The 16,804-nt window shown below is 52.1% G+C and carries 16 protein-coding genes; 5 read left to right on the forward strand and 11 right to left on the reverse strand.

Annotated features, from left to right (window positions below):
• Nucleotides 1–5 precede the first annotated feature (5 nt).
• From ACO0LC_RS03125 to ACO0LC_RS03135, 3 genes are all read right to left on the reverse strand, one after another.
• Nucleotides 6–1,619 carry a methyl-accepting chemotaxis protein gene (locus tag ACO0LC_RS03125; protein ID WP_423000537.1) on the reverse strand — a complete coding sequence of 538 codons (1,614 nt, stop codon included), beginning with the start codon at nucleotides 1,617–1,619 and terminating at the stop codon, nucleotides 6–8.
• Nucleotides 1,620–1,971: 352 nt separating this feature from the next.
• Nucleotides 1,972–3,231, reverse strand: a complete 1,260-nt coding sequence (locus tag ACO0LC_RS03130; protein ID WP_423000539.1) for a cyanophycinase — start codon at nucleotides 3,229–3,231, stop codon at nucleotides 1,972–1,974.
• 137 nt (nucleotides 3,232–3,368) lie between these two features.
• Nucleotides 3,369–3,686: a TonB-dependent receptor domain-containing protein gene (locus tag ACO0LC_RS03135; protein ID WP_423000541.1), complete on the reverse strand. Its 318-nt coding sequence runs from the start codon at nucleotides 3,684–3,686 to the stop codon at nucleotides 3,369–3,371.
• On the opposite strand from ACO0LC_RS03135, the gene ACO0LC_RS03140 reads away from it, so the two are divergent.
• Nucleotides 3,663–3,920 (forward strand): hypothetical protein, encoded by a 258-nt coding sequence (locus tag ACO0LC_RS03140; protein ID WP_423000543.1) that lies wholly within the window; start codon nucleotides 3,663–3,665, stop codon nucleotides 3,918–3,920. The two genes, ACO0LC_RS03135 and ACO0LC_RS03140, sit on opposite strands and share 24 nt — an antisense overlap.
• A gap of 28 nt (nucleotides 3,921–3,948) precedes the next feature.
• Here ACO0LC_RS03140 and phnE read toward each other — a convergent pair whose 3' ends face one another.
• From phnE to prpR, 8 genes are all read right to left on the reverse strand, one after another.
• Nucleotides 3,949–4,752 carry a phosphonate ABC transporter, permease protein PhnE gene (phnE, locus tag ACO0LC_RS03145; RefSeq protein ID WP_423000545.1) on the reverse strand — a complete coding sequence of 268 codons (804 nt, stop codon included), beginning with the start codon at nucleotides 4,750–4,752 and terminating at the stop codon, nucleotides 3,949–3,951.
• Nucleotides 4,749–5,588: a PhnE/PtxC family ABC transporter permease gene (locus ACO0LC_RS03150; RefSeq protein ID WP_423000547.1), complete on the reverse strand. Its 840-nt coding sequence runs from the start codon at nucleotides 5,586–5,588 to the stop codon at nucleotides 4,749–4,751. The genes phnE and ACO0LC_RS03150 overlap by 4 nt, the downstream gene beginning before the upstream one ends.
• Before the next feature lie 5 nt (nucleotides 5,589–5,593).
• A complete protein-coding gene (locus ACO0LC_RS03155) occupies nucleotides 5,594–6,454 on the reverse strand; it encodes a phosphonate ABC transporter ATP-binding protein (protein WP_423000549.1) in 861 nt (286 codons plus the stop codon).
• Nucleotides 6,454–7,284 carry a putative selenate ABC transporter substrate-binding protein gene (locus tag ACO0LC_RS03160; RefSeq protein WP_423001031.1) on the reverse strand — a complete coding sequence of 277 codons (831 nt, stop codon included), beginning with the start codon at nucleotides 7,282–7,284 and terminating at the stop codon, nucleotides 6,454–6,456. Before ACO0LC_RS03160 ends, ACO0LC_RS03155 begins: the two co-directional genes overlap by 1 nt.
• Before the next feature lie 110 nt (nucleotides 7,285–7,394).
• Entirely contained in the window at nucleotides 7,395–8,423 is a 1,029-nt protein-coding gene (locus tag ACO0LC_RS03165; protein ID WP_423000551.1) for a diguanylate cyclase, read from the reverse strand.
• On the reverse strand, nucleotides 8,423–9,034 hold the full coding sequence (locus ACO0LC_RS03170) for a chemotaxis protein CheC (RefSeq protein WP_423000553.1): 612 nt from the start codon (nucleotides 9,032–9,034) through the stop codon (nucleotides 8,423–8,425). The genes ACO0LC_RS03165 and ACO0LC_RS03170 overlap by 1 nt, the downstream gene beginning before the upstream one ends.
• On the reverse strand, nucleotides 9,031–9,396 hold the full coding sequence (locus tag ACO0LC_RS03175; protein WP_423000555.1) for a response regulator transcription factor: 366 nt from the start codon (nucleotides 9,394–9,396) through the stop codon (nucleotides 9,031–9,033). The genes ACO0LC_RS03170 and ACO0LC_RS03175 overlap by 4 nt, the downstream gene beginning before the upstream one ends.
• 116 nt (nucleotides 9,397–9,512) lie before the next feature.
• Complete coding sequence (gene prpR / locus ACO0LC_RS03180; RefSeq protein WP_423000557.1) at nucleotides 9,513–11,108, reverse strand: propionate catabolism operon regulatory protein PrpR; 1,596 nt, start codon at nucleotides 11,106–11,108, stop codon at nucleotides 9,513–9,515.
• Between the two features lie 208 nt (nucleotides 11,109–11,316).
• Here prpR and prpB point away from each other — a divergent pair, with 208 nt between their 5' ends.
• From prpB to acnD, 4 genes are all read left to right on the forward strand, one after another.
• Nucleotides 11,317–12,207, forward strand: coding sequence for a methylisocitrate lyase (gene prpB, locus ACO0LC_RS03185; protein WP_423000559.1), 891 nt, complete (start codon nucleotides 11,317–11,319; stop codon nucleotides 12,205–12,207).
• 229 nt (nucleotides 12,208–12,436) lie between these two features.
• The gene (prpC, locus tag ACO0LC_RS03190; RefSeq protein WP_423000561.1) at nucleotides 12,437–13,585 is read left to right on the forward strand and encodes a bifunctional 2-methylcitrate synthase/citrate synthase; all 1,149 of its coding nucleotides are present in this window, start codon (nucleotides 12,437–12,439) and stop codon (nucleotides 13,583–13,585) included.
• 32 nt (nucleotides 13,586–13,617) lie between these two features.
• Nucleotides 13,618–14,091 carry a GNAT family N-acetyltransferase gene (locus tag ACO0LC_RS03195; protein WP_423000563.1) on the forward strand — a complete coding sequence of 158 codons (474 nt, stop codon included), beginning with the start codon at nucleotides 13,618–13,620 and terminating at the stop codon, nucleotides 14,089–14,091.
• Between the two features lie 65 nt (nucleotides 14,092–14,156).
• Nucleotides 14,157–16,751, forward strand: coding sequence for a Fe/S-dependent 2-methylisocitrate dehydratase AcnD (gene acnD / locus ACO0LC_RS03200; RefSeq protein WP_423000565.1), 2,595 nt, complete (start codon nucleotides 14,157–14,159; stop codon nucleotides 16,749–16,751).
• Nucleotides 16,752–16,804: the final 53 nt, after the last annotated feature.

The raw sequence follows: 16,804 nt of genomic DNA on the forward strand, positions 1-16,804 counted from the left end.
CGTCCTTAGCGCAAACGACGCGGCTGAGCTGTTTGCGTCGCTTGTGCTGAATTCGTTCTTGCCTGAGCGCGTGCCGGATGAATCTGGGGGGCTGTTGCCGTATGCACCTTGAAGATATTCACGACCTGCGCCAGACTGGCTGCTTGTTCGTTCATGGCCTGGGCGGCGGCTGAAGCCTGTTCTACCAGCGCAGCATTTTGCTGTGTCATATTATCCATATCAACGATGGCATGATTGACCTGTTCTATACCTGAGCTTTGTTCCTGGCTGGCTGAGGCAATTTCTGCCACAATGTCGGTCACGCGCCTGACGCTGGCAACAACCTCATCCATGGTGGAGCCGGCAATGGCAACCAGCTTGCCGCCTTCTTCCACTTTTTCTGCCGAGCTGTCTATCAGGGTCTTGATTTCTTTGGCTGCCGATGCAGAGCGTTGTGCCAGGTTACGTACTTCACTGGCAACGACGGCAAAGCCGCGGCCTTGTTCGCCGGCCCGCGCTGCTTCTACTGCGGCGTTCAAGGCCAGGATATTGGTCTGGAAGGCGATGCCGTCAATCACGCTGATGATGTCGACAATTTTTTTCGATGATTCATTGATGGAGCCCATAGTGGCAACAACTCTACCCACGACGCTGCCGCCCTGGGTCGCCACTTCAGATGCCGAGATTGCGAGTTGATTTGCCTGTCTGGCATTATCGGCATTTTGTTTGACGGTGGAAGTCAGCTCTTCCATGGTAGACGAAGTTTCTTCCAGTGCGCCAGCCTGTTGCTCGGTGCGGTTGGATAAATCCAGGTTGCCAGACGCAATTTCACCCGACGCAGTGGCGATGGATTCAGATCCCGTACGCACTTCGCTGACGACAGAGGCCAGTTTGTCGCGCATGCTCTTTATTGCAAACAGCAGACTGGACTGGTCATTGTCCTTGACTTGTATATCCGCAGTCAGGTCACCTTCGGCAATATGACCAACCACTTCCGCGGCATAAGCTGGCTCACCACCGAGTTGCCCGAGAATCGAACGTGTCATGTGCCAGGCCAATGCACCTACCATGGCCATCATGATGCAGCCTACGCCTAGCATGATGCCGGCCTGCTGCCAGAAGGCTTCGTTAATGTCATCCAGATAAGTGCCTGTACCTACCAGCCATTCCCATGGTGCGAAGCGCATGACGGCATAGATTTTTTCTACCTGGCCTTGTACGCCTGGTCTGGTGCCCAAGGCCTGTACTACACCTATTTTGTTTTTTTCCAGGGAGGCGCGATAGCGGTCACCAGATTCCTTCATGTCCTTTTGCGGCACACCGATGCGGTCTGCCTTGGGATGCACGAGCAACAAATCATCGTTATAGCCGCGTACGAAGAAATACATTTCATCTTTATGGAAACTGGAAATCGCCAGCTTGGCTTGTTTTTGCGCTTCTTCTCGTGAAAGCTTGCCCGCCTGCTCCAGCGCATAGGCTTTTGCTATAGCGGCATGGGCCATTTCCACCATATTGGAAATCTGCTCAGTGCGCTCCTTCGTCATGGTCTGGCGCAAGGAGTACAGGGAAATGGCGGAAATAACTGAAATGCCAAAGAGGGTGATGGCGCACAGCAGAATAATACGGGTGCTGAGTTTCATGGTGTGGTCTCACTGGTTGGATGCATGGTGCTGCAGTTTTTGTGCGTAATGGCGAGAGATGGCGTATTAATTTTTAATTAATTATCTCGGCTATATATTTTCGCCAAAATCTGCCAGCCGGTCTGCATACCTTGTTAAATGTTGTAAATGCAGTCCCGTCTTTGGGCTCTCCTGAAGATGGACAGGGCCTTAAGCGGATTGTAAGTGATGGCCACGGGCTTGGGAGAGATAATTTGCAAACAAACGACAATTCTAAAAAGGAATATTGTCTGTCCTACCAAGCTTGTGGAGGCAAGCGGGAAGGCAACTGCGGTGTAGCTTGCTTTTTCAGGTTCGGTTTGTGCAAAGTTGTTTATTTATAGAGCGGCAGCTGCATGGTCACAGGTCGTATGTCCAGATGCAAATTATGGATGGTATAGCTGTCTGTACCCGAAGCATTTGAATAATAACCAAGACTGTCAGCCTGTTTGCTGAAGCTGAATTCAAAACCAAGTTCAACTGGTGCATCCATGCCAAAAGCCAGGCCCAAGGTGCGCTCTTGCTTGCTGTCGATTAAATGGAACATCAGGTCGGTGAGCACAGTATTGGCCAATATGTCGGCATAAAAACGCTGGTCGGCATGGTAAGCATGAGCAGGAATGAGTTTGGACTTGAGTTTGTCTGCTGATGGCGTCAGGGTCTTGCTACGCAAATTGAAACGGTCACCACGGTCGAGGTAGCTGATGCGGGCATTGCTGATATTAAAATTCTTTTGCGTGCTATCGGTCGTCGCCTGACTCAAGTCAAACAGAATGGCACCTTTATAGCCTATGACTTCAACCTCGCCCTGATTGCTGACTACCATGGCGGTATTTTCATCAACACCCAGACCCAGTTTGTAATTCTTCTTCAGCATGACAGGCAACATGCGGGCAAAGCGGCCACGGATGATCAGGTGCTGGTCTATGAATACATCGGGGCCGATAAAACCCAGGCCAGCCGCAATCTCCTTGCCATCGGTGACACCAAGCTTGAGCGTGGGCAGCACAGGTTTGGCATCATAAAACATGGTGGTACTCATGATGGCAGCACCGGCACTGCTGCCAGCGATGACACCGCCGCGTTGATATAGCGCCCAGATTGCTTCCAGCATTGCAGTCTTGCTGCCATCTGCCCTGACCAGCGCCTGCACGATGCGGCACTGGTCGCCGCCAGTGAAAAAAACGCCGCTGGCATCTTTGAGCTTATCCAGCCAGGCTGTGTTGTTGACGATATCTTCTGGTTTGAATTGCGCGTGCTTCACCGAAAGGGGAATCAAAAAAGCCTGGGCACCATTCTGATTCAGAGATTCCACGGCAAATCCCCCGGATTTTTCCGGATTGCCTGCGGCCGCCGGGATGACCGCAATCTTGGCACCTTTGCCCCCGGCCTGTTGCACGATGCGCTGCCAGACCACGGCATTATCTGCCCGTAATGCACCACCTATGATGACGAGTGAGCCTTTCAATGGTTGCTGTGACTTGTTTTCTGCATGTGCATTCATGGGTAATTGCCAGAGTAAGATTGCCAGACAACTGAGCAAACCATATAAGCTGCCAGGTAGCCAGTGATTATTTTTCAGAGAAATTGTCATTATTTTCATCCTGATTTTTTGCTATTGTAAGTGATTCAATTCACCACTATGCGTATGAGTTTAAAAAAAGGGACAACACCAAGTGTTGCCCCTAATATCCACGCAGGCGCTGCTTTGGAAGTGATTATTAATACTGATTATTTAAATGAGTAGTTAGCAGATATGTAGACGAAGCGACCACGTGGGGCGGTATAGCTGGGGTCATAGCCAGCGATGAAGCTATATACCTGGTTGGAGCGTGGCGGGTTGGTATCCAGCAGGTTCTTGATCCCCGCACGCAGGCTGAATGCCTTGCTGAACTTATAGCTGCCACTCAAATCCCACAAGACATAGGCAGGCACATCGCGGGTGCTGCCATCAGCCAGTGCATTCTGGTCGTGATAGCCCTGGCGCGTGACGCAAATATCATCGACACGATGTTGAATTTCCTCATGCCCTTCGTGCAGTCTTCTCACCCCATCTTTGCAGCGCACAAGATGTTTGTGATCCAGTCTGTCATCAATTTCTTTATTCATTCTGGTAGTGGGCAGGCGGCATTGACCATGCCTATCATGGCACCCCTGGCTGACCTGGTTGGCGTGTTGGCACTGGCGCGCATACCCTGGGCGAAGTGGATGATACCTTTGCAGTTACTGTACTTTGTACTGGCCCTGGGTTTGCTGGCTTTGTCTTGCGCGATCAGTTGGTAGTGCTAATGGGCGGTGTTAATGGGTAGTGTTAGTGCATCAACCAGCGCCGCACCGCGAAGCTCAATGCATCTACCATGGCAACCAGTATCAGCATGGCGATGATGACTGTGGCCGCAGTCTGCATTTGGAATAGTGACAGATGGTACTTCAACATCTGTCCCAGGCCACCAGCACCGACTACACCCAAGATGGCGGCGGCACGGATATTGTTTTCCCAGCGGTACAGGGTGTAGGACAGCATTTGCGGCAGGCTTTGGGGCAGGGTGGTGTACAGGAAGGCATTGATGGCAGAGGCACCATTCAGGCGCAATGTGGATTCTGCCGGCGGCGCGGCGTTTTCCAGTACTTCTGCAAACAGGCGGCCAAGTACACCTGTGGTATGGGCGGCCAGCGCGATGGTGCCGGCAAATGGCCCCAGGCCAGCGGCAATCAGCATGATGGAAGCCCACACCAGTTCGGGTATGGCACGCGCTACATTTAAAAATAAGCGCGTGCTGCTTTTTGCAATTTCGCCAAAGCGGCCGCTGGCTGGCAGGGCCAGCAACAGACCCAGGATGGAGGCAATCAAGGTACCCAGTGCCGACATGGCCAGGGTTTCAAAAGAAGCCAGGGCGGTTTTTGTCAGCAGGGCAGGGCTGGTATCGGGCGGTGCAAATCCTTGCAGGAATTCCCAGGTTTTGCCTGCGGCATCGTCGCTGAAGAGGGCGCGCCATTCCATATTCAGACTGACAAAACTGGCCACGATCAGCAGCATGATGCCTGCGCTTAATGCCAGTTTGAGCGGGCTGAATAGTGCCGGTGCGACTGGCATGTTGTTATCTTGCGTACTCATGCCAGTGCCTTGCGGAATAATTTACTGGCCAGATCAGCAATGCCAACCAGCAGCACGAAGACGATCAGCATGGTTGACACTTCAGCGCCAGACAACATTTTCATCGATTCATCCATACGCTGACCTAGCCCACCGGCGCCGACAAAGCCCATGACGACAGAACCGCGTATCGCGCATTCCCAGCGATAGATGGTGTAGGAAATCAGTTCTGGCGCGGCATTGGGCAATGCTCCGTAAAGAAATGCCGTCAGACGGCTGCTGCCATTCCTCAGCAGGCTGTCGGTGGCGTGGGTATCACTGGCTTCCAGTATTTCAGCATAAACCTTGCCAAGCATGCCTGCATAGGTGAGGGCGATGGCAAATACACCAGCAGTTGGCCCCAGCCCGACCAGGCGCACGAACAACAAGGCCCAGACCAGCTCGGGCACGCTGCGCAGCAAGACCAGCTTCCAGCGCACGATCTGGCGCAACAGCCTTGCCATGCCATGCATGCGCCCGCTGCCTATACGTGAAATCGATAAATGTTCATTGACGATCAGGGTCATGGGGATTGCACCCAGCAGTGCCAGCGTCAGGCCCGCCGTGGCAATGGCGATGGTTTGCCAGGTCGCTTCCAGTACGATGAGTAAAAAATCTGTTGAATGCGCTGGTGGAAAGAAGCTGGACAAGAAACGCCAGGTCGCACCCAGGCTTTGCGCATCGATCAGTTGCCAGGGCTTGAACTCAGTGATGATCAGCATGGGCCAGAGCAGCACCAGCATGCAAAAGGTGACCGTCGCCCGCATGCGCCATGCGGGATCATGTTGTATCTCTGGATGGCTCGCCTGCTGTGTCATCGTGCTTAAAAACAGCGTGGTGCGTCAGAAAAATCAGCCTGATCTGGCGCTGCCATATCCAAAGACTGTTGCCCGGGACTACCCGTATTCCGGTACAGGTCGGCGATCATCTGGTCATCGACCTTGTCACTGTCGAACAGGATTTTACCGGCGCGCAAGCCTATGATGCGCGGGAAGTGCTGGCGTGCCAGTTCTACCTGATGCAGGCTGCAGATCAGCGTCGCATTGCGTTGCTTTGCTTCCTGCTGCAGGGTGTTCAAAGTTTGTAGTGCCAACGTAGGGTCTAGCGCAGACAGGGGTTCATCCACCAGCAGCAGGCTGGCATCAGACAATAGAAGACGTGCCAGTCCGCAGCGCTGGCGTTCACCGCCAGACAGTTTATCGACCCTGGCATAGAGCTTGTGTTGCAGATCAAAACGCTGTAAGGCATGCCAGGCAGCCAGTGGGTCTGTGGGCTTGATCAGATTGTGCAGTGCCTGTGCCAGTGTCCAATGTGGCAGGCGGCCCGCCAGTACTGCGGTCACTACGCGCTGGCGCGCTGGCAACGGTGGGGTTTGTGGTGCCAGAAACAGATGACGGCGCAGAGCATGGCGTGCCCTGTGTGACAAGGCCCAGACATCCCGGTCCATGAACTGGAATTGGCCGCTGGCCGGTTGATGGGCTGCAGCCAGGGTATGCAGCAGCGTGGTTTTGCCTGCGCCTGACGGCCCTATGATGGCAATTTGTTCACCCTGTGCTACGGTCAGGTTAAGGTTTTCAAGTATGTACTGCTGTTGCCCTTGCCCTTGCCCTGCCACCGAAGCAGTGTGTGCTGCACCGGGAAATACCACACTCACTTGCTGCAAAAGCAGCGGTGCTACTGACATTACTTCAGCAGACCGGCATTGTGCGCTGCCGCTTCTATGGCCTTGTAGTTGTCGGCCTTGGTAGGGATGAAGCGTGTCGCACGTTGCAGATCCAGGATTTCCTTGTCTTGCGGATTGGCTGGATCGAGGCTCATGAAGGCATCTGTGATTTTCTTGCGCATATCGGCTGGCATGTCGGTACGTACTGACCAGTTATAGTCAAAATAGCCTGGCGTGGTGTAAAAGACGTGTACCAGTTTGGTATCGACCTTGCCTTGTGTTAGCAGTTTTTCCCAGACTGAAATATTCAGGGCACCTGCATCTACCTTGCCGCCAGATACAGCAGCCACGGTCGCATCATGCGCGCCAGAAAAGGCGATGCGTTTCATGTCCGTGTCAGGGTTGATCTTGGCTGCCAGCAAATAAGAGCGTGGCATCAGATGGCCGGAAGTAGATGATTCCGACCCAAAGGTAAATGTCTTGCCTTTCAGGTCTTCGAGTTTAGTAATGTTTTTATCGGTGGTGATGAACACTGATTTAAATTTTTCATCTTCTTCACGCTGCACCAGCGGTATGACCTGGTCTTTGCTGCGCACTTTGGCCTGTACGAAAGTAAAGCCGCCAAACCAGACCATGTCCAGTTTTTTATTGATAAGTCCTTCCACCGATGCGGCATAGTCAGTGACAGGTATAAATTCTACTTTCATGCCCAGCTTTTTTTCCAACATGGCACCCAGGGGTTTGAACTTGCGTTGTAATTCTGTCGGTGCTTCGTCAGGTATGGCAGATACGCGTAATACCTGTTGTGCCTGAGCCAGGCCGGTGAATGCCAGCAAGCTGGCAGCAATCATGATGTAACGACGGCACACAGCAAAGCGAGTGGCAGGATTAGACATGTTTTTTCCTAGAAGGCTAACTTAATTAAAACAGGGGCTGCAAGGTTAATATGGGCGACCTGGATCTAATTACTGGCAGTTTTATGTAAAGTACCAGCAGGTGCCATGCTTTGTACATTGAAGTGTTGCAGAGGCAAATACTGGCTTTGATTCCGGCCAGCTTTCTTGGCTTCGTACAGGGCAGCATCGGCACATTTCAGCAGCGAATTGGCATCGACATCAGGATGTTTATAGAAATTGCTAAAGCCTATGCTGACGCTGATGCGCTGGCTGATACGGGAATTGATATGCGGTATATTCAAGTCCCAGACAGCTGTCCGTAATTTTTCTGCAAATAGCATGGCTGAATCGGGCGCCATATTGGGCAGCATGAGGATAAATTCCTCGCCACCAAAACGAGCCAGTACATCGGTTGCCCTCAGCAATTGCTTGCGCAGGGCAGCAGCGACTTGTATCAGTGCCTTGTCGCCAGCCACATGTCCATAGCTGTCATTGTATTCTTTGAAGTAGTCTATATCGACCATGAAAACTGACAAGGGGACGTTATGTCGCACTGCATGGCCCAACGCCATTTTGTAATGCTCATCAAAGAAGCGGCGATTGTAAATGCCAGTCAGGCTGTCGGTCGTGGCTTCGCGCTTGAGCGCTTCAGAATGCGTGCGCAGGATTTTTTCGCGTTTGATCGATGTGGTTGAATCACTGATCTGTATCAGGCAGTGACGTTCACCATATTCTGCAAAGATAGGCGTGATGGTGATGGATTGATCTATACGATTCTTTTCGTTGTCATGTTCGTGCTCATTGCGCTGAAACAAAGGCAAAGGCGAGCGATGCAGAGCGTTAGACAAGACGACAGGCAAGCCGTAATTAAGCGTATTGGTGATGGCGTTCAAGATGGCGCGACTTGGCAATTCTTCAAAGGCTTCGGAAATATGCTTGCCTATGGCCAGATTTGCAGGAATACCAGTATGTCTTTCCACCCAGCCATTCCACATGCGCACAGTCTGTTGTGCATCAAGCACAATCAGGCCCAGGCTGATGGAATTGAATATTTGTTCCATCGCGAATGGTGAGGGGGACAACAACTGCGCCATTAAACTGCTCCCAGAAAGCGCTCAAGCTGGATAATCAAATCTTTTAGGGATGTGGAGCTAAGCAGGAAAATCAAATGTCCTTCTGAATGCCTTCTCTCTATCGCCAGGTCTATATGCAGCAACAAGACATAGGGTTGCTCAAGATCGTCGCTAACACGGCGGAATATTTCTTCCGTCGTTGCCACCGAGTAATCCGGCAAGGAACAATTCAAGGGGATGTTCAGCATATCCGCCATCGCAGACAGGCAGGCATTGAGGATGATATTGCCCAGTTCGCACATGGCTTCTTGTTCAAATTCGGCCAGGTCTTCCAGGCTGATTTGTGAACCCATCATGTCACGCACGATTTCCAGTGCATGCTCTTCAGTGAATAGCAGGATAGCTTCAGCCTCAAACGAGCCGCTAAAGGTTTGGTGTACAGCACCAAAGCGTTCACTTTGCAAACCCATGGATGAGACATCAATCTCCGAGGATTTTCGGATTTCGACAGAAGGCACCGACAGGCGAACTTCTTCACCCACAATATCACTGAGGCTGGCTGCAGCTCTGCCAGCGCCGACATTGAAGACCTCGCTTAATGCATCGAGATGAAGTTCGGTCAGGGAATTCATTTTCCGCTCGCGAAATAATTGAGAACGATAGTGATGGACTTCTCAGTCACCGGTTTGGCGACAAAAATGGTGCCTATGGATGTCGCCCGGTTTTGCATGGTGTCTTGTACATTCGCTGAAAAAATGGCGATACGCATTTGTGGATAATTTTGCAAAATCTGCTCTGCTGCGTCAGTCCCCAGCATACCTGGCATGTTGATGTCCATGGTGCAAAAGTCGGGCTTGTGCTCTACGACGGACTTGATAGCCTCTTCTCCACTGGCAGCTTCAAAAAATTCCCAGTCAGGATGCACTGCTTTGACATGCGCACGAATAACCATGCGAGAAACTTTACTATCGTCAACAATGAGTATTTTTTTCATAATGTATTTTATGTAAGACAAATGCACCCAAGAATGGTGAGTGGTAGCGTAAATTCATTTTACCTTAGTGCGACACAAAATTCGCCTTCCAGATGATCAATTAATGTTTCAAATGATTACGATTTTTGCTTGAGGCGTCGCCACAAGGTTGTTCTGCTGATACCCAGGTAGTCGGCGGCTGCTTCGCGGTTGTGATTGAACTTTTCCATGACCAGTTCCAGTGACTCTGAAGGTGGCTGTGTATCTGAATTAATGGATGAATTTTGCGCGATATTTAATTCTGGCAATGTTTTTGCCACGAAGGCTGGTGTCAATGCCTGGAGCGGTTCAGCAGCCAAAAACAAGGCCAGGCGTTCCATGAGATTGCGTAATTCTCTTACATTTCCTGGCCAGGCGTAGTCTTGCAAAAGCCTGCTGCAACTGGCGATTTCTGCATGCAGGTTGGCATGAGGCCTGACACCCATGGCAGCTAAGGCATGCTTCAGGCACCATTCTGTCAGTGGCAGTAAATCATCGGCACGTTCGCGTAATGCTGGCAAGTGCAGGCGCAATACGGCGAGGCGAAAATACAGATCTGCGCGAAACTTTCCTTCTTTTACCCTCACTTCCAGGTCGCAATGGGTGGCGCTGATAATGCGCACGTCGACCGGTATCGGGCGCATGCTGCCCACGCGGTTGATTTCACGTTCTTCCAGCACGCGCAGCAGGCGAGTCTGCAGTGTGAGCGGCATTTCACCAATTTCATCCAGAAACACCGTCCCTCTGTGGGCAATTTCAAACAAACCAGCATGACCGCCACGTTTTGAACCTGTGAAAGCACCTTCTTCATAACCAAACAATTCAGATTCCAGCAGACTTTCGGCAATCGCACCACAATTGACAGCAACAAAGGGTTGGCGTGCCCGCGTGCTTTCGCGGTGCAATGCCTGGGCAGCTAATTCCTTGCCGGTGCCAGTTTCACCCTGCAAGAGCACTGTGGCGGGGGAGCGGGCGAACAAGGCGATGGACTTGCGGGTCGCCTGCATGATGGCAGAGTCACCTCGCAAATCATGCAAATTGTGTTTTGCACGTAATGATTCTGCTGCCGGATGCTGGCGACCTCTGCTGGATTCCAGCCTGGTCAGGCGAGCGATTTCCAGTGCGTCGTCAAAGGCTTGTCGTATCGATGTGGCGGAATACATGAAAATGCCAGTCAGGCCAGCTTCTTCAGCCAGGTCAGTAATCAGACCCGCGCCGACGATGACCTTGATGCCGCCAGCCTTGAGTTCACTGATCTGAGCGCGCGCATCTTCTTCGGTGACATAGGTGCGTTGCTCCAGCGGGAAACCGAAAGTTGTCTTGAAATCCGCCAGCTCTGGCATAGTCTCCTGGTAATTGATGAGACCAATGGCGGGCGAAACCTTACGTGCCCTGGCCAGGGCCTGCATGACGTCAAAGCCACTGGCCTTGGCGATAACGACCGGGACGGGCAGGCGATTCTTGAGGTAGGCCCCATTCGAGCCCGCCGCGATGACAGCATCGCATCTCTCGGTTTGCAGGCGCTCTTTCAGGTATTGGGCGGCTTCTTCAAAACCCATGTGTATGGGCTCTATGTCAGCACTGACATCATATTCAACCATGATGTCACGGAACATGTCGAACAGGCGTGAGATGGAGACTGTCCAGATGACAGGTTTGTCGTGGGTATCGCGCAGCGCAGGTGGATGTTTCATATATGTTTCAATTGATGTTTCGAAATTCAATGTGAAACGTTATTATGAAACAAATCTGCGGCCTTGCACAGGATTTAATATGCGTGCATGGCGAATAAGTATTTGATTTATATGCATATCGGCCTGAAACGGCAGTCAGAGCAGGGCTGCTGGCACGCTGATTGCAATACGCATCCCAGAATCTGTTCATTAACCTGAAAGCATACACATGAGTACATACTCCGCAGGTGCCGCCTTCCGCAAGGCGATGCAGGAAGAATCCCCGTTGCAAGTCGTCGGAGCAATCAATGCCAACCATGCCTTGCTGGCAAAACGTGCCGGTTTCAAGGCGATCTACCTGTCTGGCGGCGGTGTTGCTGCCGGTTCCCTGGGTTTGCCTGATCTGGGCATCTCCAATCTTGACGATGTCCTGACTGATGTACGCCGCATTACTGACGTTTGCGATCTGCCTTTGCTGGTCGATGTGGATACCGGCTTTGGTTCATCCGCCTTCAATGTGGCACGTACTGTCAAGTCCATGATCAAGTTTGGCGCTGCAGCCATCCATATCGAAGACCAGGTTGGTGCCAAGCGTTGCGGCCATCGTCCTGGCAAGGAAATCGTCAGCAAGCAGGAAATGGTGGACCGCGTGAAAGCTGCAGTCGATGCGCGTACAGATGACAACTTCGTCATCATGGCGCGTACTGATGCGCTGGCTGTTGAGGGGCTGGAAGCGGCGATAGACCGTGCCCTGGCTTGCGTAGAGGCGGGTGCAGATATGATCTTCCCGGAAGCCATCACTGAACTGGCGATGTACAAGCAATTCGCCAATGCCGTCAAAGTACCTATCCTGGCAAATATCACTGAATTTGGCGCTACTCCTTTATACTCCGTCGAAGAACTGGCTGCAGTGGATGTGGGCCTGGTCTTGTACCCATTGTCCGCTTTCCGCGCCATGAACAAGGCAGCAGAAAACGTCTATGGCGCGATACGGCGTGATGGCACGCAAAAGAATGTCGTCGACACCATGCAAACCCGCATGGAATTGTATGAGCGTATTAATTACCACGACTTTGAGCAAAAGCTCGATGCTCTGTTTGCGCAGCAAAAAGCCAAATAATAATGATGTAAGAACCTGTTTGCGATCTGTAGCGAGCGTGCGTCAGCGGGGTGAAGAGCAGCGCAAAAAGCGGAATGTACTCTAGTACATGAGCATTTTGAGCAGCACATGAGTCCCGATCACGCAGGCGCAGTAAGATCGCAAACAGGTTCTAAGCTGTCCCGTCCTTGCGCTGCATCAAGTGAGAGGGCAGGAACAGCCTTGAATATGAACCTCTGGAGAAATAATCATGACTGAAGCAGTTCCTTTCAAACCTAAGAAATCCGTCGCCCTGTCTGGCGTTACCGCTGGCAATACTGCCCTGTGTACTGTAGGCAAAACCGGTAATGATCTGCATTATCGCGGTTATGACATCCTGGACGTGGCTGACGCCTGCGAGTTTGAAGAAATTGCCCATTTGCTGGTACACGGTAAATTGCCTACCGTCGCAGAATTGCGTGGCTACAAAACCAAATTGAAAGCCCTGCGTGGCTTGCCAGCCAATGTCAAGGCAGCACTGGAGTGCTTGCCGGCATCCTCCCATCCTATGGATGTCATGCGTACCGGTGTGTCTGCACTGGGTTGCGTATTGCCAGAAAAAGATGACCATAATCACCCTGGTGCGCGCGATATCGCTGACCGTTTGATGGCTTCACTGGGTTCCATGCTGCTGTACTGGTATCACTACAGCCATAACGGCAAGCGTATAGAAACAGAAACTGATGATGAATCCATAGGCGGCCATTTCCTGCACCTGCTGCACGGTGAAAAACCAAGCGCATCGTGGGAAAAAGCCATGCATACTTCATTGATACTGTATGCAGAGCATGAATTCAATGCCTCGACCTTTACTGGCCGTGTAATCGCTGGTACGGGTTCTGATATGTATTCCGCCATCACTGGTGCTATCGGTGCCCTGCGCGGCCCTAAACATGGTGGCGCGAATGAAGTGGCGTTTGAAATCCAGAAGCGTTACGACAATCCTGATGAAGCAGAAGCAGATATCAAGAAACGCGTGGAAAACAAGGAAGTCGTGATCGGTTTCGGCCACCCTGTTTATACCATCTCTGATCCACGCAACAAGGTCATCAAGGAAGTGGCACGCAATCTGTCCAAAGAAGCGGGCGCAATGAAGATGTTTGATATTGCCGAACGTCTGGAAACCGTGATGTGGGATATCAAGAAAATGTTCCCCAACCTGGACTGGTTCTCTGCTGTGTCTTACCACATGATGGGTGTGCCAACTGCCATGTTCACGCCTTTGTTCGTGATTGCGCGTACCTCAGGCTGGGCGGCGCACATCATAGAACAGCGTATCGATAACAAGATCATTCGTCCTAGCGCCAATTATGTAGGTCCTGAAGATCTGAAGTTTGTTCCCTTGAATAAGCGTAAATAAATAAGCGTAAATAAGCAAGGCAGAGGTTGCATATGAAAGTGCAGGCAGATTTCTCGAAACTCAGCACCAGACGCGCTGTGAGGCAAGATCTGCCGCGCCTGCTGGAACTCATCGCTGACGATGACCTGGGCAAAAACCGTGAAGGCGTGGGCTCGGAGGACGCATGTTATACCAAGGCCTTTGAGCGTATAACAGCCGATGACAATCAGTTCCTGATGGTGGCCGAACTGGATGGCCGCATCATCGCCATGCAGCAAGTCACTTTCATCCCTGGCCTGAGCAGGAAAGGGTCTACCCGCGCCATGATAGAAAGCGTGCGGGTTGATGGCTATCTGCGCGGGCAGGGCATAGGCCACTGGTTCATAGAACAGGCCATAGCCCTTGCACGTGAGCGCGGTTGCCAGTTGGTGCAACTGACCAGCGACAAAAAGCGCATACAGGCGCACAGGTTCTATGGAAGCATGGGCTTCACAGCATCACATGAAGGCTTCAAATTGCAGCTCTGAGTTGTTCTATGAATTAACTTGAACTGCCCAGAACACCAAATACTAATATTTAAAAATAGCGAGCCATGAATACTCAATTCCGCAAGCCACTACCCGGCACTACTCTGGATTATTTTGATACACGTGCAGCAGTAGATGCCATCGTGGCAGGGGCTTATGACAAGCTGCCCTACACTTCACGTGTATTGGCAGAAAACCTGGTGCGTCGCTGTGACCCGGCTACGTTGAACGATTCCCTGCGCCAGTTCATAGAACGCAAGCGCGACCTGGATTTCCCCTGGTTCCCGGCTCGCGTAGTTTGCCATGACATCCTCGGCCAAACGGCCCTGGTCGATCTGGCTGGTTTGCGCGATGCGATAGCCCTGCAAGGTGGTGACCCGGCGCTGGTCAACCCTGTCGTACCTACCCAACTGGTGGTCGATCATTCGCTGGCGGTTGAATGCGGTGGTTTTGATCCCGATGCGTTCGACAAAAACCGTGCGATTGAAGACAGGCGCAATGAAGATCGTTTCGACTTCATCAACTGGACCAAGAAGGCATTCAAGAATGTCGATGTGATCCCGCCTGGCAATGGCATCCTGCACCAGATCAATCTGGAACGCATGTCGCCGGTCGTGCAAGTGACTGATGGTGTGGCTTATCCAGATACCCTGGTCGGTACCGACAGTCATACACCTATGGTGGATGCGCTTGGCGTCATCGCGATTGGTGTCGGTGGTCTGGAAGCAGAAAGCGTCATGCTGGGACGTGCATCCTGGATGCGTTTGCCAGACATCATCGGTGTAGAACTGACAGGTAAACCGCAAGAAGGTATTACAGCAACTGACACGGTATTGGCCTTGACAGAATTCTTGCGCAATCAAAAAGTCGTGTCGTCTTATCTGGAATTTTATGGCGAAGGTGCATCTCACCTGACCCTGGGTGACCGCGCCACCATTTCCAACATGGCACCAGAATTTGGTTCCACTGCCGCCATGTTTTATATCGACGAGCAAACCATCAAATACCTGAAACTCACAGGCCGTGATGATGAACTCGTCAAGCTGGTAGAAACCTATGCCAAGGAAACTGGTCTGTGGGCAGATACCCTGAAAAATGCAGAATATGAACGCGTACTGAAGTTTGATCTGTCTTCTGTCGTGCGCAATATCGCGGGGCCGTCCAACCCGCACAAGCGTGTGCCAACGTCTGAACTGGCAGCGCGCGGCATCAGCGGTACAGTAGAAAACGAGCCTGGCCTCATGCCTGACGGCGCAGTCATCATCGCTGCGATTACCAGCTGCACCAATACCAATAACCCGCGCAATATGGTCGCTGCTGGTTTGCTGGCACGCAATGCCAACAAGCTGGGGCTGACTCGCAAGCCCTGGGTCAAGAGTTCACTTGCGCCAGGTTCCAAGGCTGTGACCCTGTATCTGGAAGAGGCTAATTTGATGCCCGAGCTGGAACAATTGGGCTTTGGCGTGGTCGCCTATGCATGCACATCCTGCAATGGCATGTCCGGCGCGCTTGATCCTGTCATCCAGAAAGAAATCATAGACCGTGATTTGTATGCGACGGCTGTGTTGTCAGGTAACCGCAATTTTGATGGCCGTATCCACCCATATGCGCAACAGGCTTTCCTGGCATCGCCACCGCTGGTGGTGGCTTATGCGATTGCTGGCACTATCCGTTTTGATATCGAGAAAGACGTGCTTGGTCTGGATGCAGCGGGCAAGCCAGTAACGCTGAAAGATATCTGGCCGACGGATGAAGAAATTGATGCCGTGGTTGCAGCCAGCGTCAAGCCTGAGCAATTCCGTAAAGTGTATATCCCCATGTTTGCCAAGCAGGCAGATGATGGTGAAAAAGTCAGCCCCCTGTATGACTGGCGTCCACAGACTACCTATATCCGCCGCCCACCGTATTGGGAAGGCGCACTGGCAGGCGCGCGCAATATGAAGGGCATGCGTGCGCTGGCGGTATTGGGTGACAACATCACGACTGACCATCTGTCACCATCGAATGCCATCATGCTCGACAGTGCCGCTGGTGAGTATCTGGCCAAGATGGGTTTGCCGGAAGAAGATTTCAATTCTTATGCGACCCACCGTGGCGATCATTTAACAGCACAACGTGCCACCTTTGCCAACCCGACTTTGAAGAATGAAATGGTCGTGGTTGATGGCAAAGTCAAGGCAGGTTCACTGGCCCGCATAGAACCAGAAGGACAGATCACTCGCATGTGGGAAGCCATAGAAACCTATATGGAACGCAAGCAGCCGCTGATCGTGATCGCCGGTGCCGATTATGGTCAGGGTTCTTCGCGTGACTGGGCAGCCAAGGGTGTGCGCCTGGCTGGGGTAGAAGTGATAGTTGCTGAAGGTTTCGAGCGTATACATCGCACCAACCTGGTCGGCATGGGTGTCTTGCCGCTGGAGTTCTTGCCGGGTGTGAACCGCCTGACGCTGAACATCGATGGTACAGAAACCTTCGACGTCATAGGCGAGCGCATGCCACGCGCAACCCTGACCCTGATCATCAATCGCAAGAATGGTGAATCAGTGGCAGTGCCCGTGCTGTGTCGCCTGGATACTGCAGAAGAAGTCTCGATTTATGAAGCCGGTGGCGTCTTGCAGCGTTTTGCGCAAGACTTCCTGGAATCTGCGAAGGCTGCGTAATTTCACTTATGCTGTTTGCAAGCACTACTCTTGATGGAGTAGTGCTGCTTCTG

Source organism: Undibacterium sp. JH2W (genome assembly GCF_049340425.1).
In the GTDB taxonomy this organism is placed as follows: Bacteria; Pseudomonadota; Gammaproteobacteria; order Burkholderiales; family Burkholderiaceae_D; genus Undibacterium.

What these genes read in the sequence shown, in the direction of transcription:
- prpR (WP_423000557.1), bottom strand. Translation starts at nt 11,108, where the DNA reads ATGAAACATCCACCTGCGCTGCGCGATACCCACGACAAACCTGTCATC.
- ACO0LC_RS03150 (WP_423000547.1), bottom strand. Translation starts at nt 5,588, where the DNA reads ATGACACAGCAGGCGAGCCATCCAGAGATACAACATGATCCCGCATGG.
- prpB (WP_423000559.1), top strand. Translation starts at nt 11,317, where the DNA reads ATGAGTACATACTCCGCAGGTGCCGCCTTCCGCAAGGCGATGCAGGAA.
- ACO0LC_RS03160 (WP_423001031.1), bottom strand. Translation starts at nt 7,284, where the DNA reads ATGATTGCTGCCAGCTTGCTGGCATTCACCGGCCTGGCTCAGGCACAA.
- ACO0LC_RS03130 (WP_423000539.1), bottom strand. Translation starts at nt 3,231, where the DNA reads ATGACAATTTCTCTGAAAAATAATCACTGGCTACCTGGCAGCTTATAT.
- ACO0LC_RS03165 (WP_423000551.1), bottom strand. Translation starts at nt 8,423, where the DNA reads ATGGCGCAGTTGTTGTCCCCCTCACCATTCGCGATGGAACAAATATTC.
- ACO0LC_RS03125 (WP_423000537.1), bottom strand. Translation starts at nt 1,619, where the DNA reads ATGAAACTCAGCACCCGTATTATTCTGCTGTGCGCCATCACCCTCTTT.
- acnD (WP_423000565.1), top strand. Translation starts at nt 14,157, where the DNA reads ATGAATACTCAATTCCGCAAGCCACTACCCGGCACTACTCTGGATTAT.
- ACO0LC_RS03175 (WP_423000555.1), bottom strand. Translation starts at nt 9,396, where the DNA reads ATGAAAAAAATACTCATTGTTGACGATAGTAAAGTTTCTCGCATGGTT.
- ACO0LC_RS03170 (WP_423000553.1), bottom strand. Translation starts at nt 9,034, where the DNA reads ATGAATTCCCTGACCGAACTTCATCTCGATGCATTAAGCGAGGTCTTC.
- ACO0LC_RS03155 (WP_423000549.1), bottom strand. Translation starts at nt 6,454, where the DNA reads ATGTCAGTAGCACCGCTGCTTTTGCAGCAAGTGAGTGTGGTATTTCCC.
- ACO0LC_RS03195 (WP_423000563.1), top strand. Translation starts at nt 13,618, where the DNA reads ATGAAAGTGCAGGCAGATTTCTCGAAACTCAGCACCAGACGCGCTGTG.
- ACO0LC_RS03140 (WP_423000543.1), top strand. Translation starts at nt 3,663, where the DNA reads ATGCCCTTCGTGCAGTCTTCTCACCCCATCTTTGCAGCGCACAAGATG.
- prpC (WP_423000561.1), top strand. Translation starts at nt 12,437, where the DNA reads ATGACTGAAGCAGTTCCTTTCAAACCTAAGAAATCCGTCGCCCTGTCT.
- phnE (WP_423000545.1), bottom strand. Translation starts at nt 4,752, where the DNA reads ATGAGTACGCAAGATAACAACATGCCAGTCGCACCGGCACTATTCAGC.